The organism is Pseudomonas sp. WC2401 (assembly GCF_041200115.1).
Taxonomy (GTDB): domain Bacteria; phylum Pseudomonadota; class Gammaproteobacteria; order Pseudomonadales; family Pseudomonadaceae; genus Aquipseudomonas; species Aquipseudomonas fragi.
The window spans coordinates 1479148-1497579 of the sequence record NZ_CP165623.1; the positions used below are offsets into that span (position 1 = coordinate 1479148).

Here is an 18432-nt window from a genome sequence, read left to right on the forward strand (position 1 = left end):
TTCAGTTCAGTGGATGCTGGCGCAGGAAATCTGCGGCGACTTTGGACGGGCTTTCGTGGTCAACGTCGACCCGGGCATTGAGCTGGCGCATGGTTTCGTCGTCAAACAGATCCGCCAGCGGCTTGAGCAGGCCTTCGAGTTCCGGGTGGGCGTCCAGGTACTCTTTGCGTACCACCGGGGCGGCGGTGTAGTCCGGGAAGTAATGCAGGTCGTCGTCGAGCAGCTTCAGGTTGAAGGCGCTCAGGCGACCGTCCGTGGTGTAGACCAGGCCGGCAAACACCTGGCCGTTTTTCAGGGCGGTGTAGACCAGGCCTGCGTCCATCTGACGGATATTGCGACGGGTCAGGTCCAGGTCATACAGCTTGACCATGCCCAGCAAACCGTCGGAGCGGTTGGCAAACTCGGTGTCCAGGGCCACCAGCGCTTTTTTGTTTTCCGGTTCGCGCAGGGCCTTGTTCAGGTCGCTGACGCTGTTGATGCCCGGGAACTCCTCAGCCACCTTTTGCGGCAGAGCCAGGGCATAGGTGTTGCTGAACTTGGACGGGTGCAGCCAGATCAGTCCCTTTTTTGCATCGACCTCTTTTACCCGGTCGTAGGATTGCTGGCTGTCCAGCTTGTCGGTGATGTGGTTGTAGGCCACCAGCGAAACACCAGTGTATTCCCACACCATGTCCAGTTGCCCGGACTCATGGGCCGAGCGCGCCAGGCTGCTGCCCAGCCCGCCAGTCACCTGGGCGTTGTAGCCCTTGCTGTTGAGGTATTGCGAAGTGATTTCCGCGAGCAGGGTTTGCTCGGTAAACACCCGCGCCCCAATGCGAATCAAGGGTTTTTCGGCGGCCTGTGCAATTCCTGCACACAGCAGGATGCAGCCTAGTAAAAAGCTAATTTTTTTCATGGGTATTCCTTTCTCAGCCAGACCTTAAGCAGGTCGCAGACCGCGTTCCAACCACCGGCGGCTGACCAGTATCACCAGGCCGTCGAGCAGCAATGCCAGCAGCGCAGTACAGGCCGCGCCAAGGATCAGTTGCGGCTGATTGTTAAGGGCGATGCCGGGGAAAATCAGGCTGCCCAGGCTGTTGGCGCCGATCAGGAACGCCAGGGGGGCGGTACCGACGTTGATCGCCAGTGCCACGCGCACACCGCCCATGATGATGGGCACGGCATTGGGTAGCTCGACCCGCCACAGCACCTGGCGCGGGGTCATGCCGATGCCGACTGCGGCTTCCTTGAGCGAACCCTGGACGTTTTTCAGGCCTTCATAGGTGTTGCGCACAATGGGCAGCAACGAGGCGAGAAACAGGGCGAAGATGGCAGGCCCGCTGCCGATGCCGAGGAAGCCCAGGGCGATGGCCAGTACGGCCAGAGGAGGCACGGTGTTGCCGATGTTGAAGACTTGCATGAAGCGTTCCGCACGTCCGGCCATTGAAGGTCGGCTGAGGAAAATGCCGGCAGGTATCCCTACAAGGAGGGCCGCGAACATTGAAGCGAGTACCAGGTACAGGTGGGCTTGCAGGTAGAACAACAAATCATCTTGATAGTGTTCGATAGTGCTGATGCCGATCCAGTGGACCAACAGGGCCAGAAGCGCGATAACTACCGCACATCCTATAAGCCCTTTTCCATAGCGATTCGCCATAGACGGACTCCTTTTTTTTCAGTCGGCGAACACATCGTCGTGTGGCAAGGCCATTCCTGGCTGCCGGCAATATGTTCGCGAAGAGCAACAGGTGGTGGCGAAAATGCGCCCTCAGCACCTGTCATTAGCGCAGCCTCGTCAGGCTAACTTGCTGATATTTCAGCCCCTGACGCTTTGTCGTATCAGGAGAGTGGACGCCTCCACTGTTTAAAAGGTTCACATTTTTTACGGCACATTGCCACCCTTGTCCGACGAGCCACGGTTCCAACGGTGGCTGCACAGCCCGTATTTGGGCTATAATCCGCGCCCTTTTTTGAATCAATCGTCAGGCGATTTCCCATGACCAACCAGGCCGCCGAAGTCGCGAAACGCCGCACTTTCGCCATTATTTCCCACCCCGATGCGGGTAAGACCACCATCACCGAAAAGCTCTTGCTGATGGGTAAGGCGATTGCTGTCGCCGGTACGGTGAAATCGCGAAAGTCCGACCGCCATGCCACCTCCGACTGGATGGAAATGGAGAAGCAACGGGGTATTTCGATTACCACGTCGGTCATGCAATTCCCGTATCGCGACAACATGATCAACCTGCTCGACACCCCGGGCCACGAAGACTTCTCCGAAGACACCTACCGCACATTGACGGCGGTCGACTCGGCGCTGATGGTCCTCGACGGCGGTAAGGGCGTTGAGCCTCGTACCATCGCCCTGATGGACGTTTGTCGTCTGCGTGACACGCCTATCGTCAGCTTTATCAACAAACTCGACCGCGACATTCGCGACCCGATCGAGTTGCTGGACGAGATCGAAGCAGTCCTGAAAATCAAGGCAGCGCCGATCACCTGGCCGATCGGCTGCTACCGTGATTTCAAGGGTGTTTACCACCTGGCGGACGACTACATCATTGTCTACACCGCCGGTCACGGTCACGAACGCACCGAAACCAAGATCATCGAAAAACTCGATTCCGACGAAGCCCGCGCGCATCTGGGTGACGAGTACGATCGTTTTGTTGACCAGTTGGAGCTGGTTCAGGGCGCTTGCCATGAATTCAACCAGCAGGAGTTCCTGGATGGTCAGTTGACCCCGGTGTTCTTCGGTACGGCACTGGGCAACTTTGGTGTCGACCACGTACTTGACGCGGTAGTGGACTGGGCGCCGAAGCCGCTGGCCCGTGTTGCCAACGAGCGCACCGTAGAGCCGGTAGAAGAGAAATTCACCGGTTTCGTGTTCAAGATCCAGGCGAACATGGACCCAAAACACCGCGACCGCATCGCCTTTATGCGCATTTGCTCGGGCAAGTACGAAAAGGGCATGAAAATGCGCCATGTGCGCACCGGCAAGGACGTGCGTATCGGCGATGCCCTGACGTTCTTCTCCTCCGAGCGTGAACAGCTCGAAGAGGCCTTTGCCGGCGATATCATCGGTTTGCACAACCACGGCACCATCCAGATCGGTGACACCTTCACCGAGGGTGAGAGCCTGAGCTTTACCGGTATCCCGCACTTTGCCCCGGAACTGTTCCGTCGCGTGCGCCTGCGCGACCCGCTCAAGTCCAAGCAATTGCGCCAGGGCTTGCAGCAACTGGCCGAAGAGGGCGCCACCCAGGTGTTCTTCCCGGAGCGCAGCAACGACATCATCCTGGGCGCCGTGGGTGTGCTGCAGTTCGACGTGGTTGCCAGCCGCTTGAAGGAAGAATACAAAGTGGAATGCTCCTACGAGCCGATCACCGTGTACTCGGCGCGCTGGATTGATTGCGACGATAAGAAGAAGCTTGAAGAGTTCAGCGTCAAGGCGGTGGAAAACCTGGCTGTGGACGGTGGTGGTCACCTGACCTACCTGGCCCCGACGCGCGTTAACCTGGCGTTGATGGAAGAACGCTGGCCGGATGTGAAATTCCGCGCAACCCGCGAGCATCACTAAACACTTCGGTGTCTGGTTGAAAAAAAGCGAAGCCCTTGGGCTTCGCTTTTTTTTTGCGCAAATTTTGTAGTCGCTGCCGCAGGCTGCGATCGCGGCCTGAGTAGCGCGAAGGCCCTGTAGTCCTAATCGCAGCCTGCGGCAGCGGCTACAAAATTATGGGAACTTTCTCTCGTTATTTATAGATACTTGCTTGGCTGTTGAGGTGTATTTCATAAATTAATGTGCGTAACGCGCGTTATTAAATTCATTGGTCGTATCGAGATCGGGTAATGAAAGGAGTGCAGCTCAATGCCTAATGATGTAGACAAGTATTTGGGGCCTCACAGGAAAATTGGTCCTGACTCATATGAGTTGGCGCCATATCCCATTGTAGGGAAATGGGAGTCAGATATTAAGTTTGGTGGCGGATACAACTCATGGGGGCTGAATGAAGGGCCGCGCAGAGGAGAGGGCGGGCCGAGCAATATTCATGAAGTTGCAAAGCCAAATGTTGTTGCGGAATTCATGAATGAACAAATCCACAATCAGGCAGATATTGATGGCGACTATATTGCCCGATTCAAAAATCTCTTGGGTGATATTGGTCGGGAGCTGCAAGAAAGAAAATTGCTTGCCCAGGGCGCCAAGACACACGGAGCTGCGGACTCAGCGGTAATAGATCAACAGGTTGCTTTGGAGCTTATTGAGTCGAAAAGGCAACAGTGCACATCCATTGCGCCTGATATATATGGGCTTTATGGGCAAAGTCCCTATTTTTTGATGACGTTGCTGTCGAGCCAGAAAATAAACGATTTTTTTAACAGGGATAATGGAAGTAATCCTCGCGAAAGTTTTATGGCGTTGTTCGCCCAGTTTGATCATGTGTATAAATCGGCAATGGCTCTCAAGGTGCTTGCTCTTTCCACGGATATGCTTGCGGGCAAGCTTGCCGAATTGGCGCAGCAAGTAGAGCGCATGCAAGGTGCTGCCAATGACGCAGCTGCTTATCAGCGTTTGGGCATTATCAACCAGGAGCAGGCTATACACGCTCAGCAACTGCCGCAGTTCCTCCATACCGAGTTCGTCACTGCGGCGGGTTCAGTGGCAGGTATGACGGCCTCTGAAGCGTTGAGCCACTTCAAGGAGACGCTGACAAGCATGGCCGCGTCTAAAACTGCTGAAATCAAACCTGTTTCCGCGGCCCCGCCGCTCAGCAGGGGCGGGATTACAATCAACTTTCCAGCAGAGAATCCGAAAATCAAGGCTCCTTTGAGCAAGCCTGAGCTGGAGGCGCTCAACGAGTTGGTTTACTTGCAAACTCATACGAACTTGGGAACCAAGTGGTTGAGTTATCACGATGCCTTATTGAAGGCTGAGTCGGCCAGGCATCTTGCGATAACCGGTAATTCATTTGGGGGGCTGGCTGAGCGGGCAAAGCGAATTGAACACACTATTCGTAAAGCCAATACGTTTAGTGCACCGGGTCCATCATCAGCGACAAGCCCCCTGCTTGTCACTTCGGCGGGGACTGTAGCGGTTATTGATGCAGCGGCGGTTACTCTGCAAGCGGCTGTACGTTCTGCCATTAGCGCCTTGTCCGGTTTGGTCGCGGGTACTGCTTCGGGGCTTTTGGTGGGTGTGTCTGCCTTGGTGTATTCGCCCAAGCTGGCAAATGGCGAATTGCCTGAGCGCTATGCATTTAGTACGCCGCTCTCGGATTTGGCGCCTGGGCTCAAGGATGATCTATCAACTATTGCTGCCGCCAATGGCAATGTTGATCTGCCAGTGCGTATCAGTTCTAAGACAGCTGCAGATGGGCAGTCTGAAGTTTTTGTCGCTTTGGCGGATGGCATAACTGTGCCGTCGAAAGTCAGGGTTGTAGCTGCAACGTTCAACGCCCAGCAGAATGTTTACAGCGTAACCACCGAAGATGTACCACCAAGGACGTTGACCTGGACACCCATCGTCGATCCGGGGAGTAGCTCGACTACTTCCCCTGCCGAGCAACCAGTGCCAACGGTCTACACTGGCGCCACTGTCACGCCGGTGACGGGAAGAATTGATGCCTTCCCGGGACTTGCTGAAGCGGGTTTTAATGATTTTATTACGGTATTCCCGGCGAGTTCCGGTTTACCGCCGCTGTATGTGATGTTCAGAGACCCCCGTGAGGATGCAGGGGTTGCAACGGGGATGGGGCAGCCAGTGACAGGCATTTGGTTGGGGACTGCGGCGCAGGGTGAGGGGGCTCCTGTACCGTCACAGATTGCTGATCAGCTTCGGGGGAGGGAGTTCAAGAATTTCAAGGCGTTTCGAGAGGCGTTTTGGGTAGAGGTAACGAAAGATCCGGTGCTGTCACAGCAGTTTATAGCTCCAAATAGAGCTCGAATGAGCATTGGTAAAGCAGCTAAGACCAGAAAAACTGATGCCGTGGGCAAGCGGTCCACATTTGAAATTCATCATGTCCATGAAGTCGCTAAGGGGGGAGATATTTATAATGTTGAGAATATGTTGATCTTGACCCCCAAGCGTCACTTGGATATTCATAAAGGAGCTAAATAATGGAGCTGAAAAGCAGTTTCTCAGAGTATACGGAAGCCGAGTTCTTGGTGTTTATGAAAGAAATATTCCAGGAGAACGTTGCTGAAACTGATGAGCACCTTGACAAACTTCTGGAGCATTTTGAAAAGATCACTGAGCATCCTGAAGGGACAGATCTTATCTACTATGCCGCATCTGATTTGGACAGCACGCCAGAAGCTATAACCAAGAAAGTCAGTGAGTGGCGAGCCGCCAACGGTAAGCCTGGCTTCAAACCGGCTTAATTGTTGCTTGTTCAGCCCAGCCATCCAGTGATCATGAGTGGCTGGGCTTTTTATTGGCTCAACAACTGTGGTTATCAACTCAACTATCTAATGCATATGTTTCCTGTAGGCGCTGCCGAAGGCTGCGATCGTGCCCGATGCAGTTTACGACTGCTACGCAGCCGGACGTAGCCTCGCGCTGCTCGTCAACGGCTACAAGGGCGCGTATGCCCCGCCACACAGTATCGACAAACGCGGCTGTGTTAGTCCGAATGGGTATATCGCAACCTGCGTGTTTCTGGAAAATCTAAAGGGGGCGAACTAGGTTTAAAGGGTGTTTTCCCACAACAGGATGGAAATCTCCATGAAGCTTTTTCAACGCATTGTGCTGTTGCTCAAGGTGCTGGTGTTGCTGACGGTGAGTGCTTCAGCGGCTTGGGCGAGCAACCCGCTGAGCAGTGCCGGGGCAGGGTTCTCGGCTATGGGCGTGCCGGGGCCGACGATTCATGCCATCTACAAGTCGGATTCGGAACCGGGTGATCAGGGCCAGGGCGGCAGTTCGGGGGATGATGACCAGACCGACGGTGACGGCGGCGCAGATGGTGGTGGTAGCGGTGACGGTGGGGATAACGGCGATGAGGGTGACGCGGGGGACGAAGGCGATAGCCAGACGTAGTGGTGTGCACATATGTGTAGCAGCTGCCGAAGGCTGCGTTCGGTTGCGAAGCAATCGTAAAACCTGAGCGTGCGGTGTGTCTGTTACTCCGCGGGCCTCGATTTTACGACGGCTGCGCCGCCGAACGCAGCCTTCGTTCCTCGGCAGCTGCTACGGGTCGTGTTTAGCTCTGCAAAAACTGCTCCGCGTGATGGCACGCAACCTGGCGGTTATCGAGCACCCGCAACGCCGGCTCGACTGTGCTGCACAGCTCCGTGGCATACGGGCAGCGCTTGTGGAAGGCGCAACCCGATGGCGGGTTCAGCGGGTTGGGCAGCTCGCCGACGATCTTGATTTTCGGTTTGAGCGGGTCCGGGTGGATGGTCGGGGTGGCCGACAGCAGTGCCTGGGTATAGGGGTGCAGCGGCCGGGTGTAGATCTCTTCCTTGGGACCCATTTCTACCGGGCGGCCCAGGTACATCACCAGTACCGTGTCAGCCACATGCCGCACCACCGCCAGGTTGTGCGAGATAAACACGTAGGCAGTGTTGAACTCTTGCTGCAGGTCCATAAACAGGTTGAGCACCTGCGCCTGGATCGATACGTCCAGCGCCGAGGTCGGTTCATCCGCCACCAGCACTTTGGGTTGCAACATCATGGCCCGGGCCAGGGCGATACGCTGGCGCTGGCCGCCCGAGAACATATGCGGGTAGCGCTGGTAATGCTCGGGGCGCAAGCCGACCTGTTTCATCATGGCCTGGACTTTTTCGCGACGTTCGCTGGCGCTCAGTTTGGTGTTGATCAATAGCGGTTCAGCCAACTGGTCGCCGATTTTCTGCCGTGGGTTGAGCGAAGCGTAGGGGCTCTGGAACACCATCTGTACATCTTTGCGCAGTTGCTTGCGCTCGGCTTTGTTGGCCCCGGCGACTTCTTGCCCGGCAATTTTCAACGAGCCCGAGGACGGTTCTTCAATCAGGGTCAAGGCGCGGGCCAGGGTGGACTTGCCACAACCGGACTCGCCCACCACGGCCAGGGTTTTGCCGGCTTCCAGTTCAAATGACACGCCGTTAAGTGCGCGCACCAGGGCATGGCCTTTGAACATGCCACGGGACACTTCGTAGTGACGGGTTAGGTCGCGGGCGGTAAGAACAACAGTCATTACGCCACCTCCTGATTCAAGGGGAAGAAGCAGCGCACCTGGCTGTGAGCCTGTTGCTCCAGCGCAGGACGTTGTTGACGGCATTGTTCTTGTACATACGGGCAGCGCGGTGACAGCAGGCAGCCTTTGGGCCGGTCATAGCGGCCGGGCACGATGCCGGGCAAGGTCGACAGACGGGCAGCGCCCATGCTGTGTTCCGGGATCGCGGCCAGCAGCGCCTCGCTGTACGGGTGCGCCGGTACATCAAACAGCCCCGGCACGTTGCCCACTTCCACGGCCTGGCCGGCGTACATCACGCATACCCGCTGGGCGGTTTCGGCTACCACGGCGAGGTCGTGGGTGATCAGCACCAGGCCCATGTTCTGCTCCCGTTGCAGGCTGAGCAGCAGGTCCATGATCTGCGCCTGGATGGTCACGTCCAGGGCGGTGGTCGGTTCGTCGGCAATCAGCAGTTTGGGTTCGCCGGCGATGGCCATGGCAATTGCCACGCGCTGGCTCATACCGCCCGACAGTTGGTGCGGGTAGGCATCCATACGGCTGGCCGCACCCGGGATTTCAACTTTTTCCAGCAGCTCGATCGCACGTTTGCGCGCCGCCTTGCCGGACATTTTCAGGTGCAGGCGCAGCACTTCTTCGATCTGGAAGCCCACGGTGTAGCTGGGGTTCAGCGCGGTCATGGGGTCCTGGAAGACCATCGCCATGTCTTTGCCGACGATCTGCCGACGTTGACGGGCGCTGAGGGTCAGCATGTTCTTGCCATCGAAGGTCAGGGCGTCGGCGGTGACGATACCGGGGTGCTCGATCAGGCCCATCAACGCCATCATGGTCACGGACTTGCCCGACCCCGACTCGCCGACAATCGCCAGGACTTCGCCTTTATCCACAGACAGGCTCAGGCCGTCGACGACCGGCACGGCCGTAGTGTCGCCAAAGCGCACGTTGAGATTCTTGATTTCTAACAGTGACATGGGAATCTCCTCAGGCGGCGTTTTTGAGTTTCGGGTCCAGCGCATCGCGCAGACCGTCGCCCATCAGGTTGATTGCCAGCACGCTGAGCAAAATGGTCAAGCCGGGCAGGCTCACGACCCACCACGCACGTTCGATATAGTCGCGGGCCGAGGCCAGCATGGTGCCCCACTCCGGGGTTGGCGGTTGTACGCCAAGGCCGAGGAAGCCCAGGGCTGCAGCGTCGAGGATCGCCGAGGAGAAACTCAGGGTGGCCTGCACGATCAGCGGTGCCATGCAGTTGGGCAGCACGGTGATAAACATCAGGCGTGGCAGGCTGGCACCGGCCAGGCGGGCAGCGGTTACATAGTCGCGGTTCAGTTCACCCATCACGGCGGCACGGGTCAGACGTACATAGGACGGCAGCGAGACCACGGCAATGGCGATCACGGTGTTGATCAGGCCAGGGCCGAGGATGGCGACAATCGCCACAGCCAGCAGCAGGGACGGCAGGGCCAGCATGATGTCCATCAACCGCATGATGCCCGGGCCCATAAAACGCGGGAAAAACCCGGCAATCAGGCCCAGGATCACGCCCGGAATCAGCGAGATCACTACCGACGACAAACCGATCAGCAGCGACAGGCGCGAGCCTTCGATCAGTCGTGACAGCAGGTCACGACCTAACTCGTCGGTGCCCAGCAAAAATTGCCACTGGCCGCCCTCCAGCCACACCGGCGGGGTCAGCAGGAAGTCGCGGTATTGCTCGCTCGGGCTATGGGGGGCGACCCACGGCGCGAAGATCGCGCAGAACACAATGATGCACATGAAAATCAGGCCCGCGACGGCGCCCTTGTTGCGGGAGAAGGCGTGCCAGAACTCTTTGTAAGGCGATGGATAAAGCAGGCTTTGATCCACTTCGGTCGTGCTTGGGGAGTTACTCATGGTCAGGATCTCAGCGCTGGTGACGGATGCGTGGGTTGGCAAAGCCGTAGAGGATGTCGACTACGAAGTTGACCAGAATCACCAGGCAGGCGATTAGCAGGATGCCGTTTTGCACCACGGGATAGTCCCGGGCGCCGATGGCTTCGATCAGCCATTTGCCGATACCCGGCCACGAAAAGATGGTTTCGGTCAGTACGGCACCGGCCAGCAGGGTGCCCACTTGCAGACCGACCACGGTCAGTACCGGGATCAGGGCGTTGCGCAGGCCATGCACAAACACCACGCGGGCGGGCGACAAGCCCTTGGCGCGGGCAGTACGGATGTAGTCTTCGCGCAGCACTTCGAGCATCGATGAGCGGGTCATCCGCGCGATCACGGCCAGGGGGATGGTGCCCAGCACAATGGCGGGCAGGATCAAGTGGTGCAGCGCGTCCCAGAAGGCTTCGGGCTCGTCGCTGAGCAGGGTGTCGATCAACATGAAGCCGGTCTTTGGTTCGATGTCGTACAACAGGTCGATACGCCCGGACACCGGGGTCCAGCCCAGGCCCACGGAGAAGAACATGATCAGGATCAGGCCCCACCAGAAGATCGGCATCGAATAACCCGCCAGGGAGATACCCATCACCCCGTGGTCAAACAATGAGCCTCGTTTGAGTGCCGCGATCACTCCCGCCAGTAGCCCGAGGATGCCGGCGAACAACAGTGCGGCGCTGGCCAGTTCCAGTGTGGCGGGGAACAGCGCGGCAAATTCGCTCCATACGCTTTCACGGGTACGCAATGACTCGCCCAGATCACCATGTGCCAGCTTGGTGATGTAGTCGATGTACTGCTCGTGCAGCGGCTTGTTCAGACCCAGGCGCTCCATGGCCTGGGCGTGCATTTCGGGGTCGACCCTGCGTTCACCCATCATGACTTCGACCGGATCACCCGGAATCATGCGAATCAGGGCAAAGGTGAGCAAGGTGATGCCGAAGAACGTGGGGATCAACAACCCCACTCGGCGGGCAATAAAACTAAACATCGTTTGGTGTTCCTTATCAGCCGGTCAGGCAGGTCCGCCAGGGTTCAGGTAAACCCCGGCGGGTTTTTATTGTTCTACTTCACCTGGGTTGTGGCGAAGTTGTTGTTGGTCAGGGGGCTAAGGGTATAGCCCTCGACATTTTTACGCATCGCAGTAAACAGCATAGGATGGGTTACGTTGATCCAGGGTTGGTCCTGATTAAAAATCACCTGTGCCTGTTGATAGAGCCCGGCCCGCTGGGAGGGTTCAGTGATACCGCGGGCTTTGGTGATCAGGGCTTCGAAGTCCTTGTTGCACCAGCGCGCGTAGTTCTCGCCGTTTTTCGCCGCCTCGCAGCTGAGCATCGGGGTGAGGAAGTTGTCCGGGTCGCCGTTGTCGCCCCCCCATCCGGTCGACACCAGGTCATGTTCGCCATTTTTGGCGCGCTTGAGCATTTCGCCCCATTCCATGACCCGGATATCCAGCTTGAGGCCGATTTGCGCCAGGTCGGACTGCAGCAATTGCGCACCCAGCATTGGGTTGGGGTTGGTCGGGCCGCCGCCATTACGGGTGAACAGGGTCAGTACTGTGCCTTCGGGCACTCCGGCTTCCTTGAGCAGGGCCCGGGCCTTGTCCAGGTCGCGGGGCGGCCGCGGGATGCTGGTGTTGTAGCCCAGCATGGTCGGCGGGTAAGGGTTAATGGCCAGCAGGGCATTGCCTTCACCGTGTACGGAATTCAGGTAGGTCTGCTTGTCAAAGGCCATGTCGATGGCTTTGCGCACGCGCACATCGCTCAAGTACTTGTGGCTGGTGTTCATGGCGATGTAGCTGGTCATCAGGGCGGCCAGCTCATCGACCTTGAGGTTGGAGTCCTTGCGTATGTTCTTGACGTCATCGGGCTTGGGGTACAGCGCTATCTGGCATTCGTTGGCCTTGAGTTTTTGCAGGCGCACATTGCTGTCGGTGGCGATGGCGAAGATCAGGTTGTCGCTGGGCGGCTTGCCGCGAAAATAATCCGGGTTGGCCTTGAAGCGTACCTGGGCATCCTTGTTGTAGCGCACGAAGATAAACGGGCCGGTGCCGATCGGCTTGTTGTTGAGGTCGGCGGTTTTGCCGGACTTGAGCAACTGGTCGGCGTATTCGGCGGAATAGATGGAGTTGAACGGCATGGCCACGTCGCGCAGGAATGGCGCTTCAGGGTGGTTGAGGGTGATTTTCACCGTCATGTCGTCCACTTTCTCGACGCTTTTGAGCAGATTCTTGAAGCCCATGCTTTCAAAGTAGGGGTAACCGACCAACGACAGTTTGTGCCACGGGTGATTCGGGTCCAGCTGGCGCTGAAAACTCCAGATCACATCGTCGGCGTTCAGGTTTCGGGTCGGTTTGAAATAATCGGTGGTGTGGAACTTCACGCCGGGGCGCAGGTAGAAGGTGTATTCAAGGCCGTCGGGGCTGATGTCCCAGCGCTCGGCCAGGGCCGGTTCCACATCGGTACTGCCGGGGGCGAAGTCGGCCAGGCGGTTGAGGATGGTTTCAGCCGAGGCGTCGGCGGTAACGGCGGTAGTGAACTGGACGATGTCGAACCCTTCAGGGCTGGCTTCAGTGCAGACCACCAGGTTTTTCGCGCTCACACTGACAGCGGTGCTGAGCAGTGCCGCGGCCAGGGCGGTGCGTAGCGGAAGTCTCTTCATAGCAACCCTCTCCAAATCGGGTGAGCCAGCGTAACGACTACGGCTGATTCGTCGAATCAGCCGCGATCTTTGGGTTGTAAGCTTTTTACAAAATGTTGAACGGGATGGTCGTGACCAGGCGGAATTCGTTGATGTTGCCGTCAGACTGGTTTTTGCTGGCACGGTGCGTGGTGTAGGTGGCACGAATCGCGGTGGCTTTCAGCGGGCCACTTTGAATTGCATAGGACGTGCCAACGCTGTACTCGTAATGGGTTTCGCCGTCCATGTTCTTCACGTCGTAGGCGGTGCCTGTGTACTTGGTGCCGTCGATATCCCAGCCACGAGCGTGGTAGGCGTTGAACTTGAGGCCCGGAATGCCGTACTGCGCCATGTTGATGCTGTAGGCCAGTTGCAGGGATTTCTCGTTCGGGCCGTTGAAGTCCGACAGCAGTGAGTTGGCCAGGTAGATGCCGTTGGTTTCGTGCAGGTAGTCGAAGTACTCGTCACCGACGATTTGCTGGAACGACAGGCTGACCGTGTGAGCCTGATGGTTCAGGGCGAAGGCCAGGCTGTAGGCATCGTTGTTGATGTTGCCCAGGGCCTTGCTGCCGGTATCCAGGGTCTTGTAGTAGTTGAAGTTGGTATTCAGGGCCAGTGTGGCGCTGTCGCCCATGTCGTGGACGGCGCCGAAGTAGTACTGGTTCCAGAAGTCTTCAACGTGGGTGGCGTACAGCGTGGTCTTCAGGCTTTTGAGCGGCTGGTAGTTGAGCCCGGCAACGCTGGCGCGATCGGTCTCGATCGTGGAAGGGCCGTATTCGCTGCGAAACTTGCTCAGGCTCGACTCGGTTCGCGGGGATACGCGGTCAAAGGAGCCGGCATCGAACGACAGGTTGTTGAACTCTTCGCTATGCAGGCCCACCCCTTGAAAGCTGGAAGGCAGTGCCCGGTTACCGATCACATCGATGGTCGGGCTGCTGAAGTTCTGTCGGCCGACGGTCAGCGTGGTGTTGGAGATGCGCGCGCTGAGGTTGGCCAGGCCCAGCTTGCTCCACTGGCCGACTGCATCGCCGTCGCTGTGGGTCAGGGTGCGGTTGTTTGGCCCGGCGATGTCCTTGGCGTCGCGGTCCAGTGCTACGGCGTTGTACGCCGCTACCTGAGTGCTGAAACCGACGGTGCCTTCGGTGAAGCCCGAGGTGTAGTTGAGGATGGTGCCCTGCACCCAGTTGATCCGGCGCGGGGTGGACTCACGGGTACCGTGGTTGTTGTAGCTGAAGCGGTCATCGCGACGGCGAAGCTCGTTGGCGTACCAGTTGCGGGTAGTGCCGCCCAGGGTCTGGTCTTCGACAAAGCCCTTGGTCTCGCTTTGAGCGCTGGTGGCTTTCAATTCGGTGGGCATAAATTCATCGGCATTGGCCATCGCCGTGATGCTGCTGATGGACAAGGCCAATAACGCGCTGCTGGTGAGTTTCATGGTTGAGGCTCCTCTTTGGTTTCTTCTTTTTATGGCCGGTCTTTTTTTGTGTTGACTCGGCTGTTGTGAAACGCTTTAAAGCATTGCAAACGTTTGCCAGCTACCCGATAGGCGAAGTTTGAGCGGGCCATCAGAAGAGTGGCCTGCTGATACCGCACTGTTGTTCACTGAACCGGCTTCTGCCTCTGTGGGAGCGGGCTTGCTCGCGATGGTCGTTAACGATGACGCGTATTTACTGAGTAAATGCCGCGCCCTGAAGACCATCGCGAGCAAGCCCGCTCCCACACTTGACCAGCGTCACTGCTGATACCGGGGGTTGTCGGGCGAGTTAGTCCTTGAGGCTCACACCCGAGAAGGCGTTACGCCCAAAGGGGCTGACCGTGAAACCTTCGACCTTGGCGCTCAGCGGCTGGTTGACCGTAGAGTGCGCAATAGGGGTGATCGGCACCTGTTGCTTGAGCAACTGCTGGGCCTGTTTGTAGAGCACCGTGCGCTGGTCGCGATCGGTCACGACCTTGGCGTTCTTGACCAGGGTGTCGTATTCCTTGTTGCACCACATGGAGTAGTTGTTGCCGCCAATCGCGTCGCAGCTGTACAGGGTGCCGAGCCAGTTGTCCGGGTCACCGTTGTCGCCGGTCCAGCCGATCAGGCTGATATCGTGCTCGCCGTTTTTAGTGCGCTTGATGTACTCGCCCCATTCATAGCTGACGATCTTGACCTTGAGGCCGATCTTGGCCCAGTCCGACTGCAGCATCTCGGCCATAAGCTTGGCGTTCGGGTTGTAAGGGCGCTGTACGGGCATGGCCCACAGAGTGATTTCGGTACCGTCCTTGACCCCTGCGGCCTTGAGCAGCTCCTTGGCTTTTTCCGGGTTGTAGGCGGCGTCGGTGATGGTCTCGTCGTAGGACCACTGGGTCGGCGGCATGGCATTGACGGCTTTCTGGCCTGCGCCCTGGTAGACGGCCTTGAGGATCTCGTCCTTGTTGACCGCCATGTCCAGTGCCTGACGCACTTGCAGCTGGTCAAACGGTTTGTGCTGCACGTTGTAGGCGATGTAACCGAGGTTGAAACCGGGTTTTTCGATGACCTGCAGCTTAGGGTCGGCCTTGAGCCCGGCAACGTCGGCAGGGCGTGGGTTAAGCGAGACCTGGCACTCGTTTTTACGCAGCTTTTGCATGCGCGCCGAGGCATCGACACTGATCGAGAAAATCAGGTTGTCGAGTTTGACCTGGCTCGGGTCCCAGTAGTCCTTGTTGGCGGCGTAGCGGATGTTGGAGTCTTTTTGGTAACGCTGGAACACGTACGGGCCGGTGCCCACAGGCTTCTGGTTGATGTCGCTGGGCTTGCCGGACTTGAGCAACTGGTCGGCATACTCGGCCGACAGGATCGCGGCAAAGCTCATGGCCAGGTTCTGGATAAAGGCGGCGTCCACCGTGTTGAGCTTCATGACCACGGTCATCGGGTCGGTTTTCTCGACGCTGGCGATGTTCTTGTCCAGGCTCATCCCGGTGAAGTACGGGAACTCGGTCGGGTAGGCCTTGCGGAACGGATGCTCGGGGTTGAGCATGCGGTTGAAGGTGAAGAGCACGTCATCGGCGTTGAAGTTGCGGGTCGGGGTAAACCACTTGGTGGTGTGGAACTTGACGCCATCACGCAGATGGAACGTCCAGGTCAGGCCGTCTTCGGACACGTCCCAGCTGGTTGCCAGGGCCGGGATCGCGGCGGTGCCGCCCTTTTCAAATTCGGCGAGGCGGTTGTAAATCGGTTCGGCCGCGTCATTGTCGGTGGCGGTGGTGTACTGCGCGGTATCAAAACCGGCCGGGCTGCCTTCGGAGCAAAATACCAGGCTGTTGGCGGCACTGGCGAGCGGGCTGCCGGCAAGTACGCCGGCGCTGATAAGTACAGATAAAACCAGAGGGTTGCGCATGGCGTTCCCTATCCTTCTTCTTGTTTTTGAGTCCTGAGCGCGCCTTGATCGAAGGCGTACGGTTCAGGGCGTCGATTTCATCATCTACGCAACCGCACCCTTGCAATGGACTGGCTGTTTGTCGACGTTAAGCAGTCGGCATTCACCGGTAAATGCATGGGGTCTGACAAAACTGTAGGAATTGTCTCTGCGTCCTATAGCCTCTGATGTAGTCAGAAGTGGCTTTAGGCTGTAGGTGATTTCCACCGTCCTGGTAGATAAGTGAATGCAGCCTTATAGCCGCATTCACCGGTCCTTGTTATTTGCCGACGCTGACTCCGTAGAAGGAGTTCAGGCCAAACGGACTGATCTTGAAGTCCTCTACGTTTTTGCGCATGGGTTGATACACCGTCGAGTGTGCGATAGGTGTCATCGGGACCTGGCTTTTGAGTCGTTGCTGCGCCTGTTGGTACAGTTTTGTGCGCTCTGCAATATCGGTGGTGGCCTTGGCGGCTTTGACCAGTTTGTCGAACTCCGGGTCGCACCATTTGGAGAAGTTGTTGCCTTCCAGCGAGTCGCAGCCAAACAGGGTGCCGAGCCAGTTGTCCGGGTCACCGTTGTCGCCGCTCCAGCCAATCAGCATCGCGCCGTTTTCACCGCCTTTGGAACGTTTGATGTACTCGCCCCATTCGTAGCTGGTGATCTTGGCCTTGATGCCGATTTTGCTCCAGTCCGACTGCAGCATTTCAGCCATCAGCTTGGCATTGGGGTTGTAAGGGCGTTGCACCGGCATGGCCCACAGCACGATCTCGGTGCCCTCCTTGACGCCGGCTTCCTTGAGCAGTTGCTTGGCTTTTTCCGGGTCGAAAGGCGCGTCCTTGATGCTGGTGTCATAGGACCACTGGGTCGGCGGCATGGCGCCAACGGCCAGTTGGCCTGCACCCTGGTACACCGAGTCGATGATCTGCTGCTTGTTCACCGACATGTCCAGGGCCTGGCGAACCTTGAGCTGGGCCATCGGGTTGGGTTCGTTGCTGCCCTTGATCTTGTCCATCACGTTGTAGGCGATGTAACCGAGGTTGAAGCCCGCTTGATGGGGCATCTTCAGATTCGGGTCTTCACTCAGGGCCTTGAGGTCGGCCGGACGCGGGAAAAGCGTGACCTGGCACTCGTTCTTCTTGAGCTTCTGGACGCGTACCGAGGGGTCGGTGGTGATGGCGAAGATCAGGTTGTCGATCTTGACGTCTTCTGGCTTCCAGTAGTCCTTGTTGCCGGTATAGCGGATGTTCGAGTCTTTCTGGTAGCTCTTGAACACAAACGGGCCGGTGCCGATCGGTTTCTGGTTGATGTCGGCAGGCTTGCCTTCCTTGAGCAGCTTGTCGGCGTACTCGGCGGACTGGATGGAGGCAAAGTGCATCGCCATGTTCTGGATAAACGCGGCATCGACCGAGTTCAGGGTGAACTTGACGGTCTTGTCATCGATCTTTTCCACCTTGGCGATGTTTTTATCCATGCCCATGTCGGTGAAATAAGGGAATTCGGTGGGGTAGGCCTTACGGAACGGCATGTCCTTGTCGAGCATGCGGTTGAACGTGAAGAGCACGTCGTCGGCATTGAAATCACGGGTCGGCTTGAAGTACGGCGTGGTGTGGAACTTGACGCCATCGCGCAGGTGGAAGGTCCATGTCAGGTTATCCGGCGAGACATCCCAACTGGTAGCCAGGCCGGGCTCCACCTTGGTGCCGCCACGTTCGAACTGGCTCAGACGGTTAAAGATGGTCTCGGCCGATGCATCGAAGTCAGTACCAGTGGTGTACTGGCCCGGGTCAAAACCTGCCGGGCTGCCTTCAGAGCAAAACACCAGGTTGGAAGCCGCGTGGGCGAAAGGTGCACTTGCCAACAGGCTGGCGCCTACTAAAAACGGAATGACCGCGTGTTTGAACATGGTGGCCTCATGATTTTTATCATTTTTGGTTTGAGGGCGACCTTGTGAGTCGACCCGGCGATACTTATGCACAGCCCATACCCAATGCAATATCCGAAAGCGCTTGCTGATTAAAAACGTGGAACGATCGTACAAGAATGTCGCTTTTATATAAGTTATGACGCATTTGATCGTTTGCGTCGGTGTTTTTGACGCATTTGCTTACACGTTTTGCGACTTCTGCCACGGTGGCTGCACTGTTTCAGGTCAGCGTTGTTACTTATTCAGACTACCGTTCAGGAAAATGCTGATTAGTGACATCGAGCTTGGGGGCGCGTTGTTTAATACTAGGACGGTCTGCCGGGTTTTTCCCGCGGGCATAAAAAAGCCCCTGGCGCGCGGGAGCGTCAGGGGCTTG

The 18432-nt window shown here is 57.5% G+C and carries 14 protein-coding genes; 4 read left to right on the top strand and 10 right to left on the bottom strand.

The window, feature by feature from the left end; translation table 11 throughout:
* Position 1: 1 nt before the first annotated feature.
* The gene (locus AB3G35_RS06765) at positions 2-895 is read right to left on the bottom strand and encodes a glycine betaine ABC transporter substrate-binding protein (protein ID WP_016779469.1); all 894 of its coding nucleotides are present in this window, start codon (positions 893-895) and stop codon (positions 2-4) included.
* A 24-nt stretch (positions 896-919) separates the two neighbouring features.
* Positions 920-1636: an ABC transporter permease gene (locus AB3G35_RS06770; protein WP_016779470.1), complete on the bottom strand. Its 717-nt coding sequence runs from the start codon at positions 1634-1636 to the stop codon at positions 920-922.
* 339 nt (positions 1637-1975) lie between these two features.
* On the opposite strand from AB3G35_RS06770, the gene AB3G35_RS06775 reads away from it, so the two are divergent.
* The 4 genes from AB3G35_RS06775 (at position 1976) to AB3G35_RS06790 (ending at position 7015) form a co-directional block, all read left to right on the top strand.
* Entirely contained in the window at positions 1976-3559 is a 1584-nt protein-coding gene (locus AB3G35_RS06775) for a peptide chain release factor 3 (RefSeq protein ID WP_016779471.1), read from the top strand.
* A 288-nt stretch (positions 3560-3847) separates the two neighbouring features.
* A complete protein-coding gene (locus tag AB3G35_RS06780) occupies positions 3848-6097 on the top strand; it encodes an S-type pyocin domain-containing protein (protein ID WP_369782410.1) in 2250 nt (749 codons plus the stop codon).
* A complete protein-coding gene (locus AB3G35_RS06785; protein ID WP_016779473.1) occupies positions 6097-6360 on the top strand; it encodes a bacteriocin immunity protein in 264 nt (87 codons plus the stop codon). Before AB3G35_RS06780 ends, AB3G35_RS06785 begins: the two co-directional genes overlap by 1 nt.
* A gap of 343 nt (positions 6361-6703) precedes the next feature.
* On the top strand, positions 6704-7015 hold the full coding sequence (locus AB3G35_RS06790) for a hypothetical protein (protein WP_369782412.1): 312 nt from the start codon (positions 6704-6706) through the stop codon (positions 7013-7015).
* A gap of 163 nt (positions 7016-7178) precedes the next feature.
* Here AB3G35_RS06790 and AB3G35_RS06795 read toward each other — a convergent pair whose 3' ends face one another.
* The 8 genes from AB3G35_RS06795 to AB3G35_RS06830 all read right to left on the bottom strand — a co-directional run bounded on the left by AB3G35_RS06795 (position 7179) and on the right by AB3G35_RS06830 (position 18035).
* On the bottom strand, positions 7179-8153 hold the full coding sequence (locus tag AB3G35_RS06795; RefSeq protein WP_169844754.1) for a peptide ABC transporter ATP-binding protein: 975 nt from the start codon (positions 8151-8153) through the stop codon (positions 7179-7181).
* A complete protein-coding gene (locus AB3G35_RS06800; protein WP_086795864.1) occupies positions 8153-9121 on the bottom strand; it encodes an ABC transporter ATP-binding protein in 969 nt (322 codons plus the stop codon). Before AB3G35_RS06800 ends, AB3G35_RS06795 begins: the two co-directional genes overlap by 1 nt.
* 10 nt (positions 9122-9131) lie before the next feature.
* Positions 9132-10043, bottom strand: a complete 912-nt coding sequence (locus AB3G35_RS06805) for an ABC transporter permease subunit (protein WP_029611237.1) — start codon at positions 10041-10043, stop codon at positions 9132-9134.
* Between the two features lie 10 nt (positions 10044-10053).
* The gene (locus AB3G35_RS06810; RefSeq protein ID WP_086795865.1) at positions 10054-11064 is read right to left on the bottom strand and encodes an ABC transporter permease subunit; all 1011 of its coding nucleotides are present in this window, start codon (positions 11062-11064) and stop codon (positions 10054-10056) included.
* Positions 11065-11138: 74 nt separating this feature from the next.
* On the bottom strand, positions 11139-12734 hold the full coding sequence (locus tag AB3G35_RS06815; RefSeq protein WP_106116767.1) for an ABC transporter substrate-binding protein: 1596 nt from the start codon (positions 12732-12734) through the stop codon (positions 11139-11141).
* A gap of 85 nt (positions 12735-12819) precedes the next feature.
* Entirely contained in the window at positions 12820-14184 is a 1365-nt protein-coding gene (locus tag AB3G35_RS06820) for an OprD family porin (RefSeq protein WP_095039890.1), read from the bottom strand.
* A gap of 328 nt (positions 14185-14512) precedes the next feature.
* A complete protein-coding gene (locus AB3G35_RS06825; protein WP_169845843.1) occupies positions 14513-16111 on the bottom strand; it encodes an ABC transporter substrate-binding protein in 1599 nt (532 codons plus the stop codon).
* Between the two features lie 298 nt (positions 16112-16409).
* Entirely contained in the window at positions 16410-18035 is a 1626-nt protein-coding gene (locus AB3G35_RS06830; protein WP_016779482.1) for an ABC transporter substrate-binding protein, read from the bottom strand.
* Positions 18036-18432: the final 397 nt, after the last annotated feature.